At 64.1% G+C, this 13,967-nt stretch carries 12 protein-coding genes and 1 tRNA gene; 7 read left to right on the top strand and 6 right to left on the bottom strand.

Going from position 1 to position 13,967, the window contains the following annotated elements:
• Positions 1 to 19 precede the first annotated feature (19 nt).
• Positions 20 to 3,079: an FAD-binding and (Fe-S)-binding domain-containing protein gene (locus BMX07_RS03940; RefSeq protein ID WP_090613992.1), complete on the top strand. Its 3,060-nt coding sequence runs from the start codon at positions 20 to 22 to the stop codon at positions 3,077 to 3,079.
• A gap of 9 nt (positions 3,080 to 3,088) precedes the next feature.
• Here the strand turns inward: BMX07_RS03940 and BMX07_RS03935 are convergent, their stop codons facing one another.
• A complete protein-coding gene (locus BMX07_RS03935; RefSeq protein ID WP_090613989.1) occupies positions 3,089 to 3,772 on the bottom strand; it encodes an RNA ligase partner protein in 684 nt (227 codons plus the stop codon).
• Positions 3,773 to 3,898: 126 nt separating this feature from the next.
• On the opposite strand from BMX07_RS03935, the gene BMX07_RS03930 reads away from it, so the two are divergent.
• On the top strand, positions 3,899 to 5,026 hold the full coding sequence (locus BMX07_RS03930) for an RNA ligase (RefSeq protein WP_090614860.1): 1,128 nt from the start codon (positions 3,899 to 3,901) through the stop codon (positions 5,024 to 5,026).
• Positions 5,027 to 5,148: 122 nt separating this feature from the next.
• Here the strand turns inward: BMX07_RS03930 and BMX07_RS03925 are convergent, their stop codons facing one another.
• Together BMX07_RS03925 and BMX07_RS03920 are read right to left on the bottom strand one after the other, a co-directional pair.
• Positions 5,149 to 6,087: a thermonuclease family protein gene (locus BMX07_RS03925; RefSeq protein WP_090613986.1), complete on the bottom strand. Its 939-nt coding sequence runs from the start codon at positions 6,085 to 6,087 to the stop codon at positions 5,149 to 5,151.
• Between the two features lie 2 nt (positions 6,088 to 6,089).
• Positions 6,090 to 6,560: a cupin domain-containing protein gene (locus tag BMX07_RS03920; protein ID WP_175480031.1), complete on the bottom strand. Its 471-nt coding sequence runs from the start codon at positions 6,558 to 6,560 to the stop codon at positions 6,090 to 6,092.
• 382 nt (positions 6,561 to 6,942) lie between these two features.
• Here BMX07_RS03920 and BMX07_RS03915 point away from each other — a divergent pair, with 382 nt between their 5' ends.
• Positions 6,943 to 7,209: a DUF5827 family protein gene (locus BMX07_RS03915; RefSeq protein WP_090613981.1), complete on the top strand. Its 267-nt coding sequence runs from the start codon at positions 6,943 to 6,945 to the stop codon at positions 7,207 to 7,209.
• A complete protein-coding gene (locus tag BMX07_RS03910) occupies positions 7,206 to 8,030 on the top strand; it encodes an ATPase (RefSeq protein ID WP_090613978.1) in 825 nt (274 codons plus the stop codon). Before BMX07_RS03915 ends, BMX07_RS03910 begins: the two co-directional genes overlap by 4 nt.
• Positions 8,031 to 8,071: 41 nt before the next feature.
• Here the strand turns inward: BMX07_RS03910 and BMX07_RS03905 are convergent, their stop codons facing one another.
• Positions 8,072 to 8,650 carry an MBL fold metallo-hydrolase gene (locus BMX07_RS03905; RefSeq protein ID WP_090613975.1) on the bottom strand — a complete coding sequence of 193 codons (579 nt, stop codon included), beginning with the start codon at positions 8,648 to 8,650 and terminating at the stop codon, positions 8,072 to 8,074.
• A 186-nt stretch (positions 8,651 to 8,836) separates the two neighbouring features.
• Here BMX07_RS03905 and BMX07_RS03900 point away from each other — a divergent pair, with 186 nt between their 5' ends.
• Positions 8,837 to 10,099, top strand: coding sequence for a helix-turn-helix transcriptional regulator (locus BMX07_RS03900; protein ID WP_090613970.1), 1,263 nt, complete (start codon positions 8,837 to 8,839; stop codon positions 10,097 to 10,099).
• Between the two features lie 108 nt (positions 10,100 to 10,207).
• Positions 10,208 to 10,282, top strand: a tRNA-Glu gene (locus BMX07_RS03895).
• A 400-nt stretch (positions 10,283 to 10,682) separates the two neighbouring features.
• Here BMX07_RS03895 and BMX07_RS03885 read toward each other — a convergent pair.
• Positions 10,683 to 11,951: an RNA-guided endonuclease InsQ/TnpB family protein gene (locus BMX07_RS03885; protein WP_090613963.1), complete on the bottom strand. Its 1,269-nt coding sequence runs from the start codon at positions 11,949 to 11,951 to the stop codon at positions 10,683 to 10,685.
• A 191-nt stretch (positions 11,952 to 12,142) separates the two neighbouring features.
• Entirely contained in the window at positions 12,143 to 13,525 is a 1,383-nt protein-coding gene (locus BMX07_RS03880; RefSeq protein ID WP_090613960.1) for an ATP-binding protein, read from the bottom strand.
• 178 nt (positions 13,526 to 13,703) lie between these two features.
• Between BMX07_RS03880 and BMX07_RS24165 the strand changes: the two genes are divergently transcribed.
• A complete protein-coding gene (locus BMX07_RS24165) occupies positions 13,704 to 13,874 on the top strand; it encodes a hypothetical protein (RefSeq protein ID WP_175480030.1) in 171 nt (56 codons plus the stop codon).
• The last annotated feature ends 93 nt before the right edge of the window (positions 13,875 to 13,967 follow it).

The following is a 13,967-nucleotide window of genomic DNA, read 5'->3' as shown; positions in this document are numbered from 1 at the left end:
GGACGATGCCATACCGCATATGGCCGCCGAGGACACCAACGTCGACGCGACGGTCGAGGATCGGACCGAACAGCCGGGGCGACAGCCATCGGAGTCGAAGCGGGGAGACGCGGGCGAGGCGCTCGCGGCGGCGCTTCGGGCCGCGTGCGACGGCGACGTGCGATTCGACGAGTACACGCGCGTCCTCTACGCGACCGACGGCAGCATCTACGGCGCACAGCCCGCGGGCGTCGTCTTCCCGCGGGACGCCGACGACGTTCGCGCGGCGGTCCGGGTCGCGGCCGATCACGACGCACCGGTGCTGCCCCGCGGTGCGGGCTCGTCGCTCGCCGGGCAGGCCGTCGGTCCGGGCTGCGTGGTGCTCGATCTATCGCGCCACATGGACGAGATCCGGGATATCGACCCGGACGCGCGGACCGCCGTCGTCCAGCCGGGGGTCGTCCAGGACGATCTCGATGCGGCGCTCGATCCCCACGACCTCCGCTTCGCACCCGACCCCGCCTCGTCGAACCGGGCAACGATCGGCGGCGGGATCGGGAACAACTCGACCGGCGCTCACTCGGTGCGGTACGGGATCACGGACGCCTACGTCGAGGAGTGTAAGGTCGTCCTCGCGGACGGATCGCTGATCCACACGCGAGATATCGTCGTCGACGGTCCCGAATGGGAGCGGATCGTCTCGAAAGACGACCGCGAGGCCCGGCTCTACCGAACCGTCCGGACGCTCGTCGAGGAGAACGCCGCGGAGATCGACGAGCGGTATCCCGACCTCAAGCGCAGCGTCAGCGGGTACAACCTCCAGAAGGTGCTGCGAACGACCGCCGAGGGGAAGCGAATCATCAACCTCTCCACACTCCTCGTCGGTGCCGAGGGGACCCTCGGCGTCGTCGTCGAAGCCACGCTCTCGCTGGTCACGCAGCCGGACGAGACCGCGCTGGCCGTCTACTGTTACGAGGACCTGCTCGAAGCGCTGGCCGCGGTCCCGAACGCCCTCGAACTCGAGGCCAGTGCGGTCGAGCTCATGGATCGGGAAGTGTTTCGGCTGGCCGCGGCGTCGTCGGAGTACGCCGAGTACGCGGAGCCGATCCCCGACGGAACCGAGGCGGCGCTGATGCTCGAGTTCGATTCGGAGGTGGTCGACGACCTACCGGACGCGATCGCGACTGCGACGACCGGTCTCGTCGACGACGGCGCGGCCTTCGGTTCGATCGAGGCGTTCTCGCCGGCGAAACAGGATCGGCTCTGGAAGCTCCGGAAGGCCGCAATTCCGCTGTTGATGAGCATGGAGGGCGATCCGAAGCCGTACCCGTTCGTCGAGGACGCCTCCGTCCCGCCCGACGAACTGGCGGCGTACGTCGCGGGCTTTCAGGAGATCCTCGAGGACCACGACACGACGGCCGCCTACTTCGCGCACGCTGGCGTCGGCACGCTCCACATTCGGCCGGTTCTGAACCTCAAAGATGGGGACGACGTCGACAAGATGCGCGCGATCGCCGACGACGTCACCGACCTCGTCTGCGAACACAATGGCTCCTTTTCCGGCGAACACGGTGACGGCCTCGCGCGGACGGCGTTCAACCCCAAGCTGTACGGTCCCGACCTCTGGGAGGCGTTTCAGGATCTCAAGTCGGCTTTCGACCCCGACTGGCGGCTGAACCCCGGAAAGGTCGTGTATCGCGACGACGACCCCACCGACATTCGGGAGCACCTCCGGTACGGGCCGGCGTACGCTTCCCTCGAGCCGCAGACCACGCTGGAGTTCGACGAGAAGGGCGGGTTCTCCCACCTCGTGGAGCTCTGTAACGGCTGTGGTACCTGCCGGCAGACCGACGGCGACGTGATGTGCCCCACGTATCGGGCGACCGAGGAGGAGATCGCGACCACGCGGGGGCGGGCGAACCTGCTCCGGGCGGCGATCAGCGGCGAGATCGAGCCGGACGAACTCTACGGTGAGCGGTTCCAGAACGAGGTGCTCGATCTCTGTATCGGTTGCAAGGGCTGTCAGAGCGACTGTCCGACCGGGGTCGACCTCGCGAAGCTCAAGGCCGAAGTCAAACACCAGTACCACGAGCGGGAAGGGACGACCCTCCGGGAACGGCTGTTCGCGAACGTCGACCAGCTCGCGGCGGTCGGAAGCACCCTCGCCCCGATCGCTAACCGCGCCACCGAGCTCCCGGGTGCGCGGACCGCTCTCGAGAAGACGCTCGGAATCGCGGCCGACCGGACGGTGCCGACGTTTCGGCGGGAGTCGCTGGTCGACTGGTTCCGGAACCGAGGCGGATCGCAGGTGGATTCAGAGACCGCCACCGCCGGGGTCGTCCTCTTCCCCGACACGGAGACGAACTACTCGAATCCCGCGCCCGGCAAGGCGGCGGTCGAGGTCCTCGAGGCCGCGAACGTTCGCGTCGCGATCCCGGATCTCGGCCCGACCGGGCGAGCCGCCTACTCCACGGGCCTGCTCGACGTCGCCGCCGAGCAGGGGCGGGCGCTCGTCGACGACCTCGAGCCCTTCCTCGAGCGCGGGTGGTCGGTCCTGTTCGTCGAGCCCTCCGACGCGGCGATGGTCGTCGACGAGTACCGGTCGCTGCTCGCGGACGATCGAGTCGACGCGCTCGCGGCGAACGCTTACGGGGTCTGCGAGTACCTTGACGACCGCCGGCTGGACGAGGCGCTGTCGTTCGACCAGTCCGCGACCGGCGCGCGATCGCTCACGTTCCACGGTCACTGCCACCAGAAAGCCCGCGGCGTGGACCACCACGCGGTCGGCGTCCTCCGGCGGGCCGGCTACACCGTCGATCCGGTGGACTCGGGCTGTTGCGGGATGGCCGGCAGCTTCGGCTACGAGGCCGAACACTACGAGCTCTCGACGGCGATCGGATCGCTGCTGCGGGAGACACTCGAGGACAGCGCCGCTCGCGCCGCCTCGGACGGCCGACCGACGGCCGACAAATCCGGCGAGGGCGGCGCGCCGACCGTCGTCGCGCCGGGGACCTCCTGTCGGACGCAGATCGGCGACTTCGACGGGTACGAGCGACCCGAACACCCCGTCGAACTCCTCGCGCGTGGTCTCGAGACGTAGCCGATCCGATCACTCGTCCTCGATACCGGTCGCTCGCAGGTACTCCTCGAGCAGCGTCGGGAACTGCCCGCCCCGGACGTACCGGAGTCCGAATTCGTCGGCCCAGGAGATGATGCCCCGGTCCTCGGTGACCACGCCGGCGTCCAGCTCTCGCGCGAGGATCAACAGGTCGAAGTCCTCCCGGGAGTCCAGGACGCCCTGTCGGAGGGCGCGCCGGTACTTGTCTCGCATGTCCGAGAGGATCCGATCGGCCTCGGTCATGTACTCGTCCCGCCCGTCCGTGTCCGACCCGGCGGTGAGCTCGTCCGGGTCGAGCTGTTCGACCTCGCGGATCGCCTTCTCCGACACGCGGAGGCCGCGATCCACGCGGTCGCTCATCTCGTCGATGAAGTTATTGACGACGTTCGCCGGGATCGTCACGCCGTACCGATCGGGGCTCTTGCGAACGACCCACGTGTCGAGCCGCGAGAACACGTCCTCGTCGACGCTTCGCTCGCGCAACATCGTCCCGAGTTCGTCGTGGATCGACGGGGGCACGTAACAGGAGATGTTGAGCTCGAGTCGAGCGGTCGCGATCAGATCGAGCAGGCGATGGACGGCCTCCTCCAGCGACTCGTCGTCCTCGCGTATCTCCTCGGTGATGAACAGCGACGTGTCCAGCACGAACCGTTGGCGCGGCAGTGCTCCGGGCATAGTCGTCGATTGGACGGTAACCTACATAGGCCTCAGCCCCGGATCCCGCCGCGACGCGTCGTCGAACTCGACCGACGACGGCCGACCGACCCGGTGTTTTTCACCGAGAGCGTCGTCGGACGACGTATGGATCGGGACGCGTACCTCGAGCGGCTCGACGCCACCACCGAGGAGCCCGCGGACCTCTTCGAGCACTTCGAGCAGCGGTCCGCGGCCGGTCGGACGCACCACGTACTCACCGCCGCCCGCCACGGCGTGGAGCGCGGGACCGTTATCGTCGAGGAGACGGGGGTGATCGTTCGGGGCTATCCGAGCGTCCCGCGAATCCTCGTGCTCGATCCGGGCGTCCCCTCGTTCTTCGAGGGAGCCGATACCGTCGCGATCGAGGAGAAACTCGACGGCTTCAACGTCCGGATCGCGGACGTCGGCGATATCCTCGCGTTCACCAGAAGCGGGTACGTCTGTCCGTACACGACGGCACGAGCGCGCGATCGCCTCCCGCTCGAGGATTTCTTCGCGGCCCACCCGGAGCGGACGATCTGTGCCGAGCTAATCGGGCCGGAGACGCCGTACACGTCCCACGACTACGAGGACGTGGTCTCCCACGACTTTCGGGTGTTCGACGTCCGCGACCGCGAATCGGGCGATCCGCTTCCCGTCGACGACCGGCGGGCGCTCTGCGAGGAGTACGGCTTCTCCCAGCCGCGGCTCTTCGGGCGGGAGGGACCGTCCGACGCCGTCGCGACGGTTCGGGACGCCGTCGCCGACCTCGACGCGGCCGGGCGAGAAGGGGTCGTCCTCAAATCAGCGGACGGGGACGCGATGGTCAAATACACGACGCCGGCCCAGCACCACGACGAACTCGCCTACGCGTTTTCGCTGCCGTTCGATCACGGTCGGGACTTCGTCTTTTCTCGGATCGTTCGCGACGCGTTCCAGGCCGCCGAGCTGGACGAGGACGACGACCGGATACGGGAGCGAGCGCGGAACCTCGGTGAGTCGATCCTCCCGCCGATGGTGTCGACGATCCGGGACGTGGCCGACGGCGAGACCGTCGGAGAACGACACACCGTCAGGGGCGATTCCGACTCGATCGACGCGCTGTTCGACCACCTGCACGACCAATCGATGACGATCGAGCGACGATCGGACCGCCGCGAGGACGGCGAGCGCGTCGTCGAGTTCGTGAAAGTGGCCGAGTCGACCCGCGATCGGATCCAGTACTACCTGGCGGGCGGAACGCGAAACGAATGACCGATCCGGGCCGCGTGATGGTCGAGTTCCACTCCGCCTCGAGTATCCCGGCGGTTTCGATTTCGGCGAGCACGTCGGGTGAGACGAGTCGGCTCACCTCGATCATGTTCGTCGCCGGACGGTCACGTCGATTGCGACGGCGGTCCGTCGCGTATCTGATCGGGCGACGTGATCTCTATCTCCGGTTCGTCCCGATATTCCTCGATATCGCCGGCGATGTAGGCGTAGCTGCGCCGCGGCGCGGCAACGGTCACGCCGTCGGAGTCGGCGATGTAGCGGTTGTCGAGTAGCGAAAGGGCCCGCTGCCCCTCGGCCGTTTCGACCGCGTTCGGGAGGAACAGTTTGAACGGCTGCGCCTGGGAGCCGATGTTGACGACGGCGTGACTCTGCCCGACCCGCCGGTACGAGCTGAGTTCGGTGAATACGACCGCGTGCTCGCCTACTCGCGCCTCGAGTTCGTCGTAATCGAGTCTGCTATCGAACAGTTCCTCGGTCCCGTCCCGTCTGGCCCGCCGAAAGGTTTCGATCGTCTCCGCCCGGAGCTCCCACCAGGCGGTCAACGAGTCGTAGTCGCGCATCTCCGCGCCGTTGACCTGGAGCTGATTCCACACGCCGATCGCGTCGGCTTGTGCCTGTCGTTCGGCCTCCCTGTACCGGCGGTCGTGGGTATCGAAGTGGGCGTAGCCGTACTTGGTGAAATACGGACTGTACCCCTCTCGGATCATCGTCTCCTGGTAGTCTTCGCCGTTCGCGTGGAGATACGCCAGCGGGCGGCCGTAGTTGCCCCGGTACCGCCGGAGGCACTCCTCGAGCGGTTCGGTCCCCGGAAACTCGAGCGTCGCGACGGTCCCCTCGGGGAACACGTCTTCCGCCTTCTCTTTGGCTGCCGTTCCCCAGGGCGTGACGGGTTTGTTGCCGCCGGCCCAGGACTCCTCCGTATCGAGCGCGAGGAGGCGGACGTTCTCCTCCTCGCCGTCGAGGTCGACTTTGATCGTATCGCCGTCCACCGCGTTCACGACGTCGACCTCGAGGGACGTTCCCCGAACGTTGGTGCCAGACATGGCTACGGTACCAGGATGTTCTCTCGGCCCAGGTTCTCGATTTCGAGGGTTCCCGCGTCCAGCGTTTCGCCCGTGTACGTGTAGACGAAACAGTCCCCGTCTTCGAGGATGTAGGTCGGCGTCGCGTTGAAGAACTTGAACTGAACGGAGTCCTCCTGGGCCACGTACGGACCGTGTTTTTCGCCGGCCGGGATGAAATTGAAGGTCCCCTCGGTGATCGTCGTCTCCGCCGACTCGAGTTCGCCGGAGACGAGGAACAGCGTCTGTGCCGTCGTGTGGTAGTGTTGCGGGAATTCCGCACCTTCCTCGACCATGGCTAACTCGAGCGTCATTCCCGTCGCTCGATCGAAGTAGAGCACCTTGTTGTGGACGCCGTCCCACGGGAGCGACGTCCACTCGTGTTGCTCGTGATCCCCGAGTCGTTCGAACGGCGGCTCGATGTTCGATTCGTACTCCATGTTACCATCACCCATACTCACCGGCAACGGGGGCGTGAATAAACGTTTCATCGCTCTATTCGCGAGACAGTCCGTTGACGGATAGCGTTGCGAACCGAGCCCGACCGGGACGGTCGTCAGCAACCGTCGCCGAACCGGCCCGTTCTCCGCCTCGACTCCCGTCTCGACGTCGTCGCCGGTCGCCACCGGCTTGAGTCGACCCCGCTCGTGCGCCGGGGATTTTCGGAGCCGTTCTCTCGCGGCATGAGCGCCGATCGCTCACGTGACCGGCTCGCCGTCGTCGACCGCGAGCCCGCAGTCGTCACAGAGCCATCACCACCGATTCCGCATCGGTAACCGTTCCACATGTGCGAGCGCGAACGAACGATTTAGGCATCGCCCGCGGGTACGGGACGGTATGCCCGTACCCAAATCCGAATTCGAGAGCCTCCCACCGTGTGATTTCTACACGCCCGCGGAACTGCTCGAGGACGATCAGATGTACTCCGTCTACGAGATCGCGCGCCTGTTGCAGGGCCTCGAGCCGGACGCCGACATCGACCGCGAGACCGAGGACATCCTGCTCGATTGGGCGATTCCGTGGGTCATGACTAACGCCGACGACCTCGTGGTCGCCGAACCACGAGACGAGGACGAACCCGGCTACTACGGCCTGAAAGAATGAACCTCCTCGTGGTCGGTGCCGATCGCGTCGACGCCGGGAAGACCACGTTCTCGGCCGGACTGCTCTATCGAACCGGCGCGGTCGGCTACAAGCCCCGCGCGGGCAACGACTTCTGGTTCGACCACGACGACTGTCGGCGGGCGCTCGTCGACGGACGGCTCTACGGCAAGGACGCGGTTCGACTCTCCAGCGCCGACGGCCGCGATCGCCCGCCGGAGCGACTCAACCCCGTCCACCGGCTGTGGCGACCCACACCCGACGGCGGAACCGGACTGCTCGGCCGCGCCGACCGGGAGTTCGTCGTCGACCGAGTCGGCCGTGACGACCCGCTGTTCGTCCGGAACGCGACCGCGGACGTTCCGGACGCGGTCGCCGAGTCGCTCCCGCTCGACGACGCGATCGACGTCGAGACCGTCGCGGAGTTCAACGAGGTCGCCGAACGGCAGTACGTCCCCGCCTTCGAGCGACTGGCCGCCGAGATCGAATCGACGGACCTCGCCGTCGTCGAGTCCTACGGCGACATCGCCCGGCCGCTCGAGGCGCTGGACCCAGCGTCGATCGCCGCCGTCGCGGCTGTCGAACCCGGGCGCGCCCGGATCTACCCCGGCGATCGGTACTGCCGGGCCTGCGACGTAGCCAGCTCGAGCCCGAGAGACGGGGCGATCGAGAAGCGCGTCCCCAACGTCCTCGAGTACCTCGAGCCGCTCGAGCGCGTCCGGCTTCCGGCACTCGGGGGTGACGAGCGAGACGACCCCGCGCGGATCTCCCGTGCGTACGCGAACGCCTACGAGGCGTTACTCGACGCCGCGGGACGGGTCTAGAAGATGCCGAGCGCCGAGCGGAGCGCGCTCGACGAGTCGGGTCAGGCCCGCCGTGCCATCTGTGCCGCCAGTTCGACGTGATCGTAGGGGTCGGTCGTCACGCTCGGTCCATGGCCGGTGTGCAGCTCTTCGAGGTCGGGATCGATCCGCTCGAGCACGCGGTCGATGCTCTCGATCAGCGCCTCGCGGTCGCCCTCCTCGAGATCGGTGCGGCCGAAGCTTCCGTTCTGGAAGACGAGATCGCCCGCGAACAGCACGCCAGCGGATGCCGAATACAAGCAGAGGTGGTCGTTCTTGTGGCCGGGCGTGTGCAGCGCGACGTACTCGTGGTCGCCGAGCCTGACCGTCTCCTCGTCCGCGATCGCGTGATCGACGCCGTCGATCGACGGGTCGTATCCCCACACGTCGACGCCGAACGCGTCCGTGACCGCCTCGAGGTTGCCGACGTGGTCGCGGTGCGTGTGCGTGAGGACGACCGCATCGAGATCGTCCACCCGCGAGTGGAGGGCGTCGACGACGTCGAAGTTCGCTCCCGTATCGACGAGCACGGACCGCTCGCCGGTCACCAGAAAGGCGTTGCTGGTAAAGGCCCGCACGCCGGCTGCAAGATTGTCGATCATGGGGGCAGTAGACGGGCGACCGATTTGTGGGTATCGACACAGGGTCCGCGGTACCGACATCCGGACAGTTTCGAGAGATATGGACGCTATCCGGGAGACACGCCTCCTGACCGCGGCTCGCGGCGTCTTCCGTTCGACCCATAGTATTCACAAGCATTTTTAGCTCCGGCACGTAGTGGTAGACGAATGAATCGGCCGGTCTCCGTCGGATTCGTCGTTCTCGTCGTCCTCGCGTCCGTCGCTGGGATCAGCGGATCGGTCGCGCTGGCAGCCCCCGGACCGGACGCGCCGTCGGCGACAGGGCCCGACGGCGCGGACACACACACCGCGGCGCTCGCCGCGGACTCGAGCGCGATCGCGTCACAGGAGACGCAGAATTTCGACGAAACGACGTTCGAGATCACGGTATACGAGAACGGAAGCGCGACGTGGACGTTCCGCCACGAGCGACTGTTCGCGAACGAGGACAACGAGAGCGAGGCGGAACGAAACTTCAGGGAGTTCGCGACGGCGTTCGAAGCGAACGAGACGGGGCTCTACGAGGGATTCATCAACCAGTCGCACGAACTGGTCGCGGCCGGCTCCCGAGAAGCCGACCGTGAGATGGCAGCGACGACCTTTCGCCGGTCCGCCTGGGTCGACGAGGGGCGGTTGAACCAGCGCGGCATCGTCGAAATGTCGTTCACCTGGACGAACTTCGCTGCGATCGAGGGCGAGACGATCGTCGTCGGCGACGTCTTCCGTGACCTCTATCTGGCGTCCGACCAGTCGATCGTGCTCGAGCCGGGCGGTGACCTTCAGTTCCGCACCGTCGCCCCGGACCCCGACACCCAGTACGACGGCTCCACGCTCGAGCGAACGGGGTCGGTCCAGTGGAGCGGCGAGCAGCAGTTCGCCGACGGCCAGCCGCACGCGGAGCTCGTCACCCCGACGGGTGCTGCCGCTCCCGCCGGCAGCACCGGGCTCTTGGGCGCGCTCGAGAGCGCCAATCTCGTCTGGTATCTGGTCGGTGGCCTCCTCGTTGCGGCGGTCGGCGTCGCCGCCGTCGTCTGGTACCGCCGATACGGACCCGGCGCCGAGACGGCCGACGGGACGACCGACCAGTCGTCCGAGTCGCCGCCGCGGTCCGAGGGCGACGATGACGCGGCTGCGGACTCGAGAGATACCGACCCGACGAACGACGGCGACGACGCGGGGCCCGATCCGCTCTCCGAGGAAGAGCTCATGACGGACGAAGACCGCGTCGTCAAACTCATCCGTGAGAACGGCGGTCGGATGAAACAGGTCAACATCGTCGACGCGACCGGCTGGTCGAAGTCCAAAGTCAGTATGCTCCTCTCGGACATGGAAGACGACGGCACCATCAGCAAACTCCGCGTCGGCCGCGAAAACATCATCAGTCTCGAGGGCTTCGAACCCGAGGCGACGAAGTCCCCGTTCGAGGAGTGACTGTGGGCACTCGCTGAGAGGTTCTCACGTGGGACTGTTCGACACTCTCGGGACGAAACGGAATCCTTAAACATCGTACCGCGCTACGATTGAGTGAGGACGACGCCCGCTCCGATGGTGTAGTCCGGCCAATCATATTGCCCTCTCACGGCAATGACCAGGGTTCGAATCCCTGTCGGAGCACTCCTTTCCCGACGCCTTCTTTCGGTTTTGGCCTGCGGAGGTAACCCATGTTCGACTCAATACTCAGGCCAAGTAGATTCGAAGAATTCACACACAGCCACGCTGTCTTGCGATTTCCCGTTTTGCCGGGCTATGCGATTCGCAGGACTCAGACGGGATTCGGGTCCAGTCGGGCGATTCCGGAATTTGCCCACACGTAGCGGATTCCGCAAAAACCAATCAACGACGCCACGGGATTACGTAACGCACGAAGAGCGGACTGCCATCCGCGACGCGTCACTGGAGTCTGGAAGTGTCCCTAGTGGCTTGATTTGGCGAACCCACCGTTAGGGCAAGATGTGGGGTGCCGCGAATTCCACTCTCAAACGGACGATGGAGAAGAACCGTGAACTACCCCTGCCTACTCAGCCGCTGGCGTGGCTTCCTTGAGGCAGGGGCTTCCTGCTTCGACGACGCGACTTGCAGACACAGAACGAGTGTCCACAGCGGTCGCAGTCTCCACAGGCGTTGCTTCGGAGTGAACCACTCCTAGTTCAGATAGACCACGCGACTGCACGTTTAACGCCGCGTTCCAATCCCGGTCCAACTCGAACCCACACGCTGGGCACGAGTGTTCTCGAACCCACAACGGCTTCTCTGATTCCACGCCACACGATGCGCATTCTTTCGTCGTCCCGCTTGGATTGATTTCGACGTAGTGCGTGCCGTGCTTGTCACAATGGTGTTCGAGAATCGCACGGAATTTACTCCATCCTACCTCGTGTTTATTCCGCGCATTGTCATTGTTCTCCAACATCGACTTCACGTTGAGATTCTCAACGAACACGGCGTCGTACTCCGTCGCGTAGAAGTGCGCGAGCTTGTGCTTGTAATCACGCTTCTTGTTTGACATTCGGGCGTGAACCTCGGCAACGCGACGGCGTTGAGCTTCCCAGTTGTTCGACTCATACTGCTTGCGAGAGAGCGAGCGTTGCTCGCGTTCGAGTCGCTCGCGCTCGTCGGACAAGTCACGGCGTCCGATGGAACGCCCATCGGAATCGTGGATGAAGTTAAGAATCCCAAGGTCGAGACCCACGGTGTCCTTTGCGTCAATGTCTTCTGGCCCGGTTTTCTCTGGTTCTTCGGTGCTGATACAGAACGAGGCATACCACGCGCCAGTTGGTTCTTTCTTCACCGTGACTTCCTTGATAGCGTCATGGTCTGGAAGGTCTCGGTGGAGTCGGATTGGAATCTCTAGGGTTTCACCGCGTACCTTCTTTAATCGGAGAATTGCTCGGTCTCTCGGGCCACTCTTCTTGTCGAGTTCGAAGCCTGACTGCCGGTAGGTGAAACTCCTGTATTCACGCGGTGATTTCCAGTTTAACGAGCCAACATCGTATCCTTTGGCTTTGAGTTTGCCAAGGTTGTTGATGTTGGTGCGGATGCGCTCGACGGCTTTCTGGAGGACGGTAGAGTAGACTTGTTTGAGGTCTGTCCACTGTTGTTTGAGTGCTGGTAGGTTGTCGCGGACTTGCCAGACTCGTTGTCGAAGTGTTCCGTTGTCTTGAGGTATTTTGTTGAATTGGTTGAGTGCGTGGTTGTAGACTTGTCGCATGGTGTTTCGATTCCAGTCGAGACTCTCTCGTTGCTTGGTTGTCGGAAAGAGTCGGAGTCTCGGACTGTATTCCATGCGACTTGCTGCTGTCTATGAGTTATGATTTGTTAAGTGTTCTGAACAGAACTGGTTGTATAACTAGCGGGCGCTGTATCCCCGTCCTACTCGCTCACTACCGTTCGCTTCTTGAGGACGGGGGCTTAGCGCCCTCCACTTCAGCTAACAAAACGGTCTGCTTCAGACGCATCGGATGTCTATCTCTGTACTCAGAAGTTGCTATCGGGAGTGACCAGATCAGATAGCTCGAAGAGGAGGACGTCGTCACGCGCATCGGCGGCTCGTTCGAGATCGTCGGTGTACCCGGAGCGGCTGAACAAGACGTACCGCGTCTCCCCGTCTGCTGGCTCTGCTGACCACCGTACTTCCGACGCTGTTCGTTCGAGATCGGCGAGGACACCTTCGCTCACAGGCCGAGAGGTGAACTTACACTCGCCAGCGACGAGTCCCTCGTCGGTAAGGCCGAGGACGTCCAGTTCGTGTTCCTTGAACCACCACTGCCCGACGTCATGGAACCGTCGATCGATGAGCTCCGGGAGCTCGCGCTGGCAGAGCCGTTCAAACAGCGGGCTCACGTAATCCGCCAGTTCGGGCGCGACGAGTTCGTCGTACGCGTCGTCGCCGAGCATACGAAGTTGGTCCTGGGTTCCGTACACGAACCGGAACCAGAACCGGAACAGTGGAGCTGCGACGCGATATCGACCGCGTTTCGAGGCCGTCGGCGATTCCGTTACGGGGATGTGGCGTTCGACGAGGCGGAGTCGGCGGAGTTTCTGGAGGTACGTGCTGAGCGATCCGGAGTCCACGCCGGCCATGCCCGCGATCTCGTTCGGGGTTCGACGGCCGTGGGCGAGCGCACGAAGGATGCTGAAGTACGTATTCGGCTGTCGGAGTTCGGTGCGGAGCAGGAACTCGGGCTCGGAGTACAGGAGGCCACGCTCCGACAGAATCGCCTGCTGGACGTTCGTTCCTACCGGTTGGTCGGGATCGATGGTCTGGAGGTAGTACGGTGTGCCGCCGTAGATCGACCACGCGGTGATGGCGGTCTCGGGGTCGTACTCCGGGAAGAACTGACGTGCATCGGCCACGTCGAGTGGTTTGAGATCGATCGTCGCCGTCCGTCGACCGTACAGCGGTGCGCTTCCAGAAAGCACCTTGTCCTCCATGACACTGATCGACGAGCCAACGAGCACGAGCGTCATCCCCGTCTCCTGTAACTCCACATCCCAGACGCGCTGAATTCGGGAAGGCAACGACTCGTCCTCCTCAATGAGGAACGGAAACTCGTCGATGACGACGATCGCGTCTTCCTCGCCGAGTGCTTCAAGGAGTGCTTCCCAGTCACGGCGGACGTTCCGCAGCGACGGGAACTGTGCGGTGGCGGTGTCGACGAACTGTTCGAGCTGGTTCTGTGCCGTGGACTCGACCGCTTGGTAGTAGATAGCGTCGTCCCGATCAGCGATGGACTGGCGAACGAGTTCACTCTTACCGAGGCGACGGCGGCCGTAGATCACGACGAAATCCCCCGTCTCGGACTCATAGCAGTCCGTGAGTTGATCGAGTTCGATGTCTCGATCAACGAATTGCTCCATACAGCCAGTAGCATCTCAGACCGAATAGAATTTTCGATTTCAGAAATCACGATTTCCAAACGTGCGATTTCTTCTACAGGATGAGGAGCGGAAGGCGAATGGCCCAGACGCCGTGAAACGGGAATCCAATCCTTTGCATGCCGTGGGATTTTCCGTCTCTATACCCTCAGCACCATCCATGGCTGGATTGATCCAGCGAACGGCACAGGCGATCGATGATCTGTGGCAGTCGATATGGCACGGGTCGAGTCGCGCCGAGAAAGCCGTGATCGCCATCGTGCTTTTGGTCACCGGATTGGCCATCCCAGTGATCCCGATCGTCTGGATCGCCCGGATTATTGCCAGCTAATCAATGGAGCAGCGGGGCGAGATACGCACTGTCTATTCGACGAGAGTCTGTCAACAACTCCGGTAGATAAGGAACATATCTACGCTCGGTTCG

This window comes from Natrinema salaciae (assembly GCF_900110865.1).
Taxonomy (GTDB): Archaea; Halobacteriota; Halobacteria; order Halobacteriales; family Natrialbaceae; genus Natrinema; species Natrinema salaciae.
This window is presented reverse-complemented; position numbering and strand designations above follow the sequence as displayed.

What these genes read in the sequence shown, in the direction of transcription:
- BMX07_RS03935 (WP_090613989.1), bottom strand. Translation starts at nt 3,772, where the DNA reads ATGCCCGGAGCACTGCCGCGCCAACGGTTCGTGCTGGACACGTCGCTG.
- BMX07_RS03930 (WP_090614860.1), top strand. Translation starts at nt 3,899, where the DNA reads ATGGATCGGGACGCGTACCTCGAGCGGCTCGACGCCACCACCGAGGAG.
- BMX07_RS03905 (WP_090613975.1), bottom strand. Translation starts at nt 8,650, where the DNA reads ATGATCGACAATCTTGCAGCCGGCGTGCGGGCCTTTACCAGCAACGCC.
- BMX07_RS03900 (WP_090613970.1), top strand. Translation starts at nt 8,837, where the DNA reads ATGAATCGGCCGGTCTCCGTCGGATTCGTCGTTCTCGTCGTCCTCGCG.
- BMX07_RS24165 (WP_175480030.1), top strand. Translation starts at nt 13,704, where the DNA reads ATGGCTGGATTGATCCAGCGAACGGCACAGGCGATCGATGATCTGTGG.
- BMX07_RS03940 (WP_090613992.1), top strand. Translation starts at nt 20, where the DNA reads ATGGCCGCCGAGGACACCAACGTCGACGCGACGGTCGAGGATCGGACC.
- BMX07_RS03880 (WP_090613960.1), bottom strand. Translation starts at nt 13,525, where the DNA reads ATGGAGCAATTCGTTGATCGAGACATCGAACTCGATCAACTCACGGAC.
- BMX07_RS03885 (WP_090613963.1), bottom strand. Translation starts at nt 11,951, where the DNA reads ATGGAATACAGTCCGAGACTCCGACTCTTTCCGACAACCAAGCAACGA.
- BMX07_RS03915 (WP_090613981.1), top strand. Translation starts at nt 6,943, where the DNA reads ATGCCCGTACCCAAATCCGAATTCGAGAGCCTCCCACCGTGTGATTTC.
- BMX07_RS03920 (WP_175480031.1), bottom strand. Translation starts at nt 6,560, where the DNA reads ATGGGTGATGGTAACATGGAGTACGAATCGAACATCGAGCCGCCGTTC.
- BMX07_RS03925 (WP_090613986.1), bottom strand. Translation starts at nt 6,087, where the DNA reads ATGTCTGGCACCAACGTTCGGGGAACGTCCCTCGAGGTCGACGTCGTG.
- BMX07_RS03910 (WP_090613978.1), top strand. Translation starts at nt 7,206, where the DNA reads ATGAACCTCCTCGTGGTCGGTGCCGATCGCGTCGACGCCGGGAAGACC.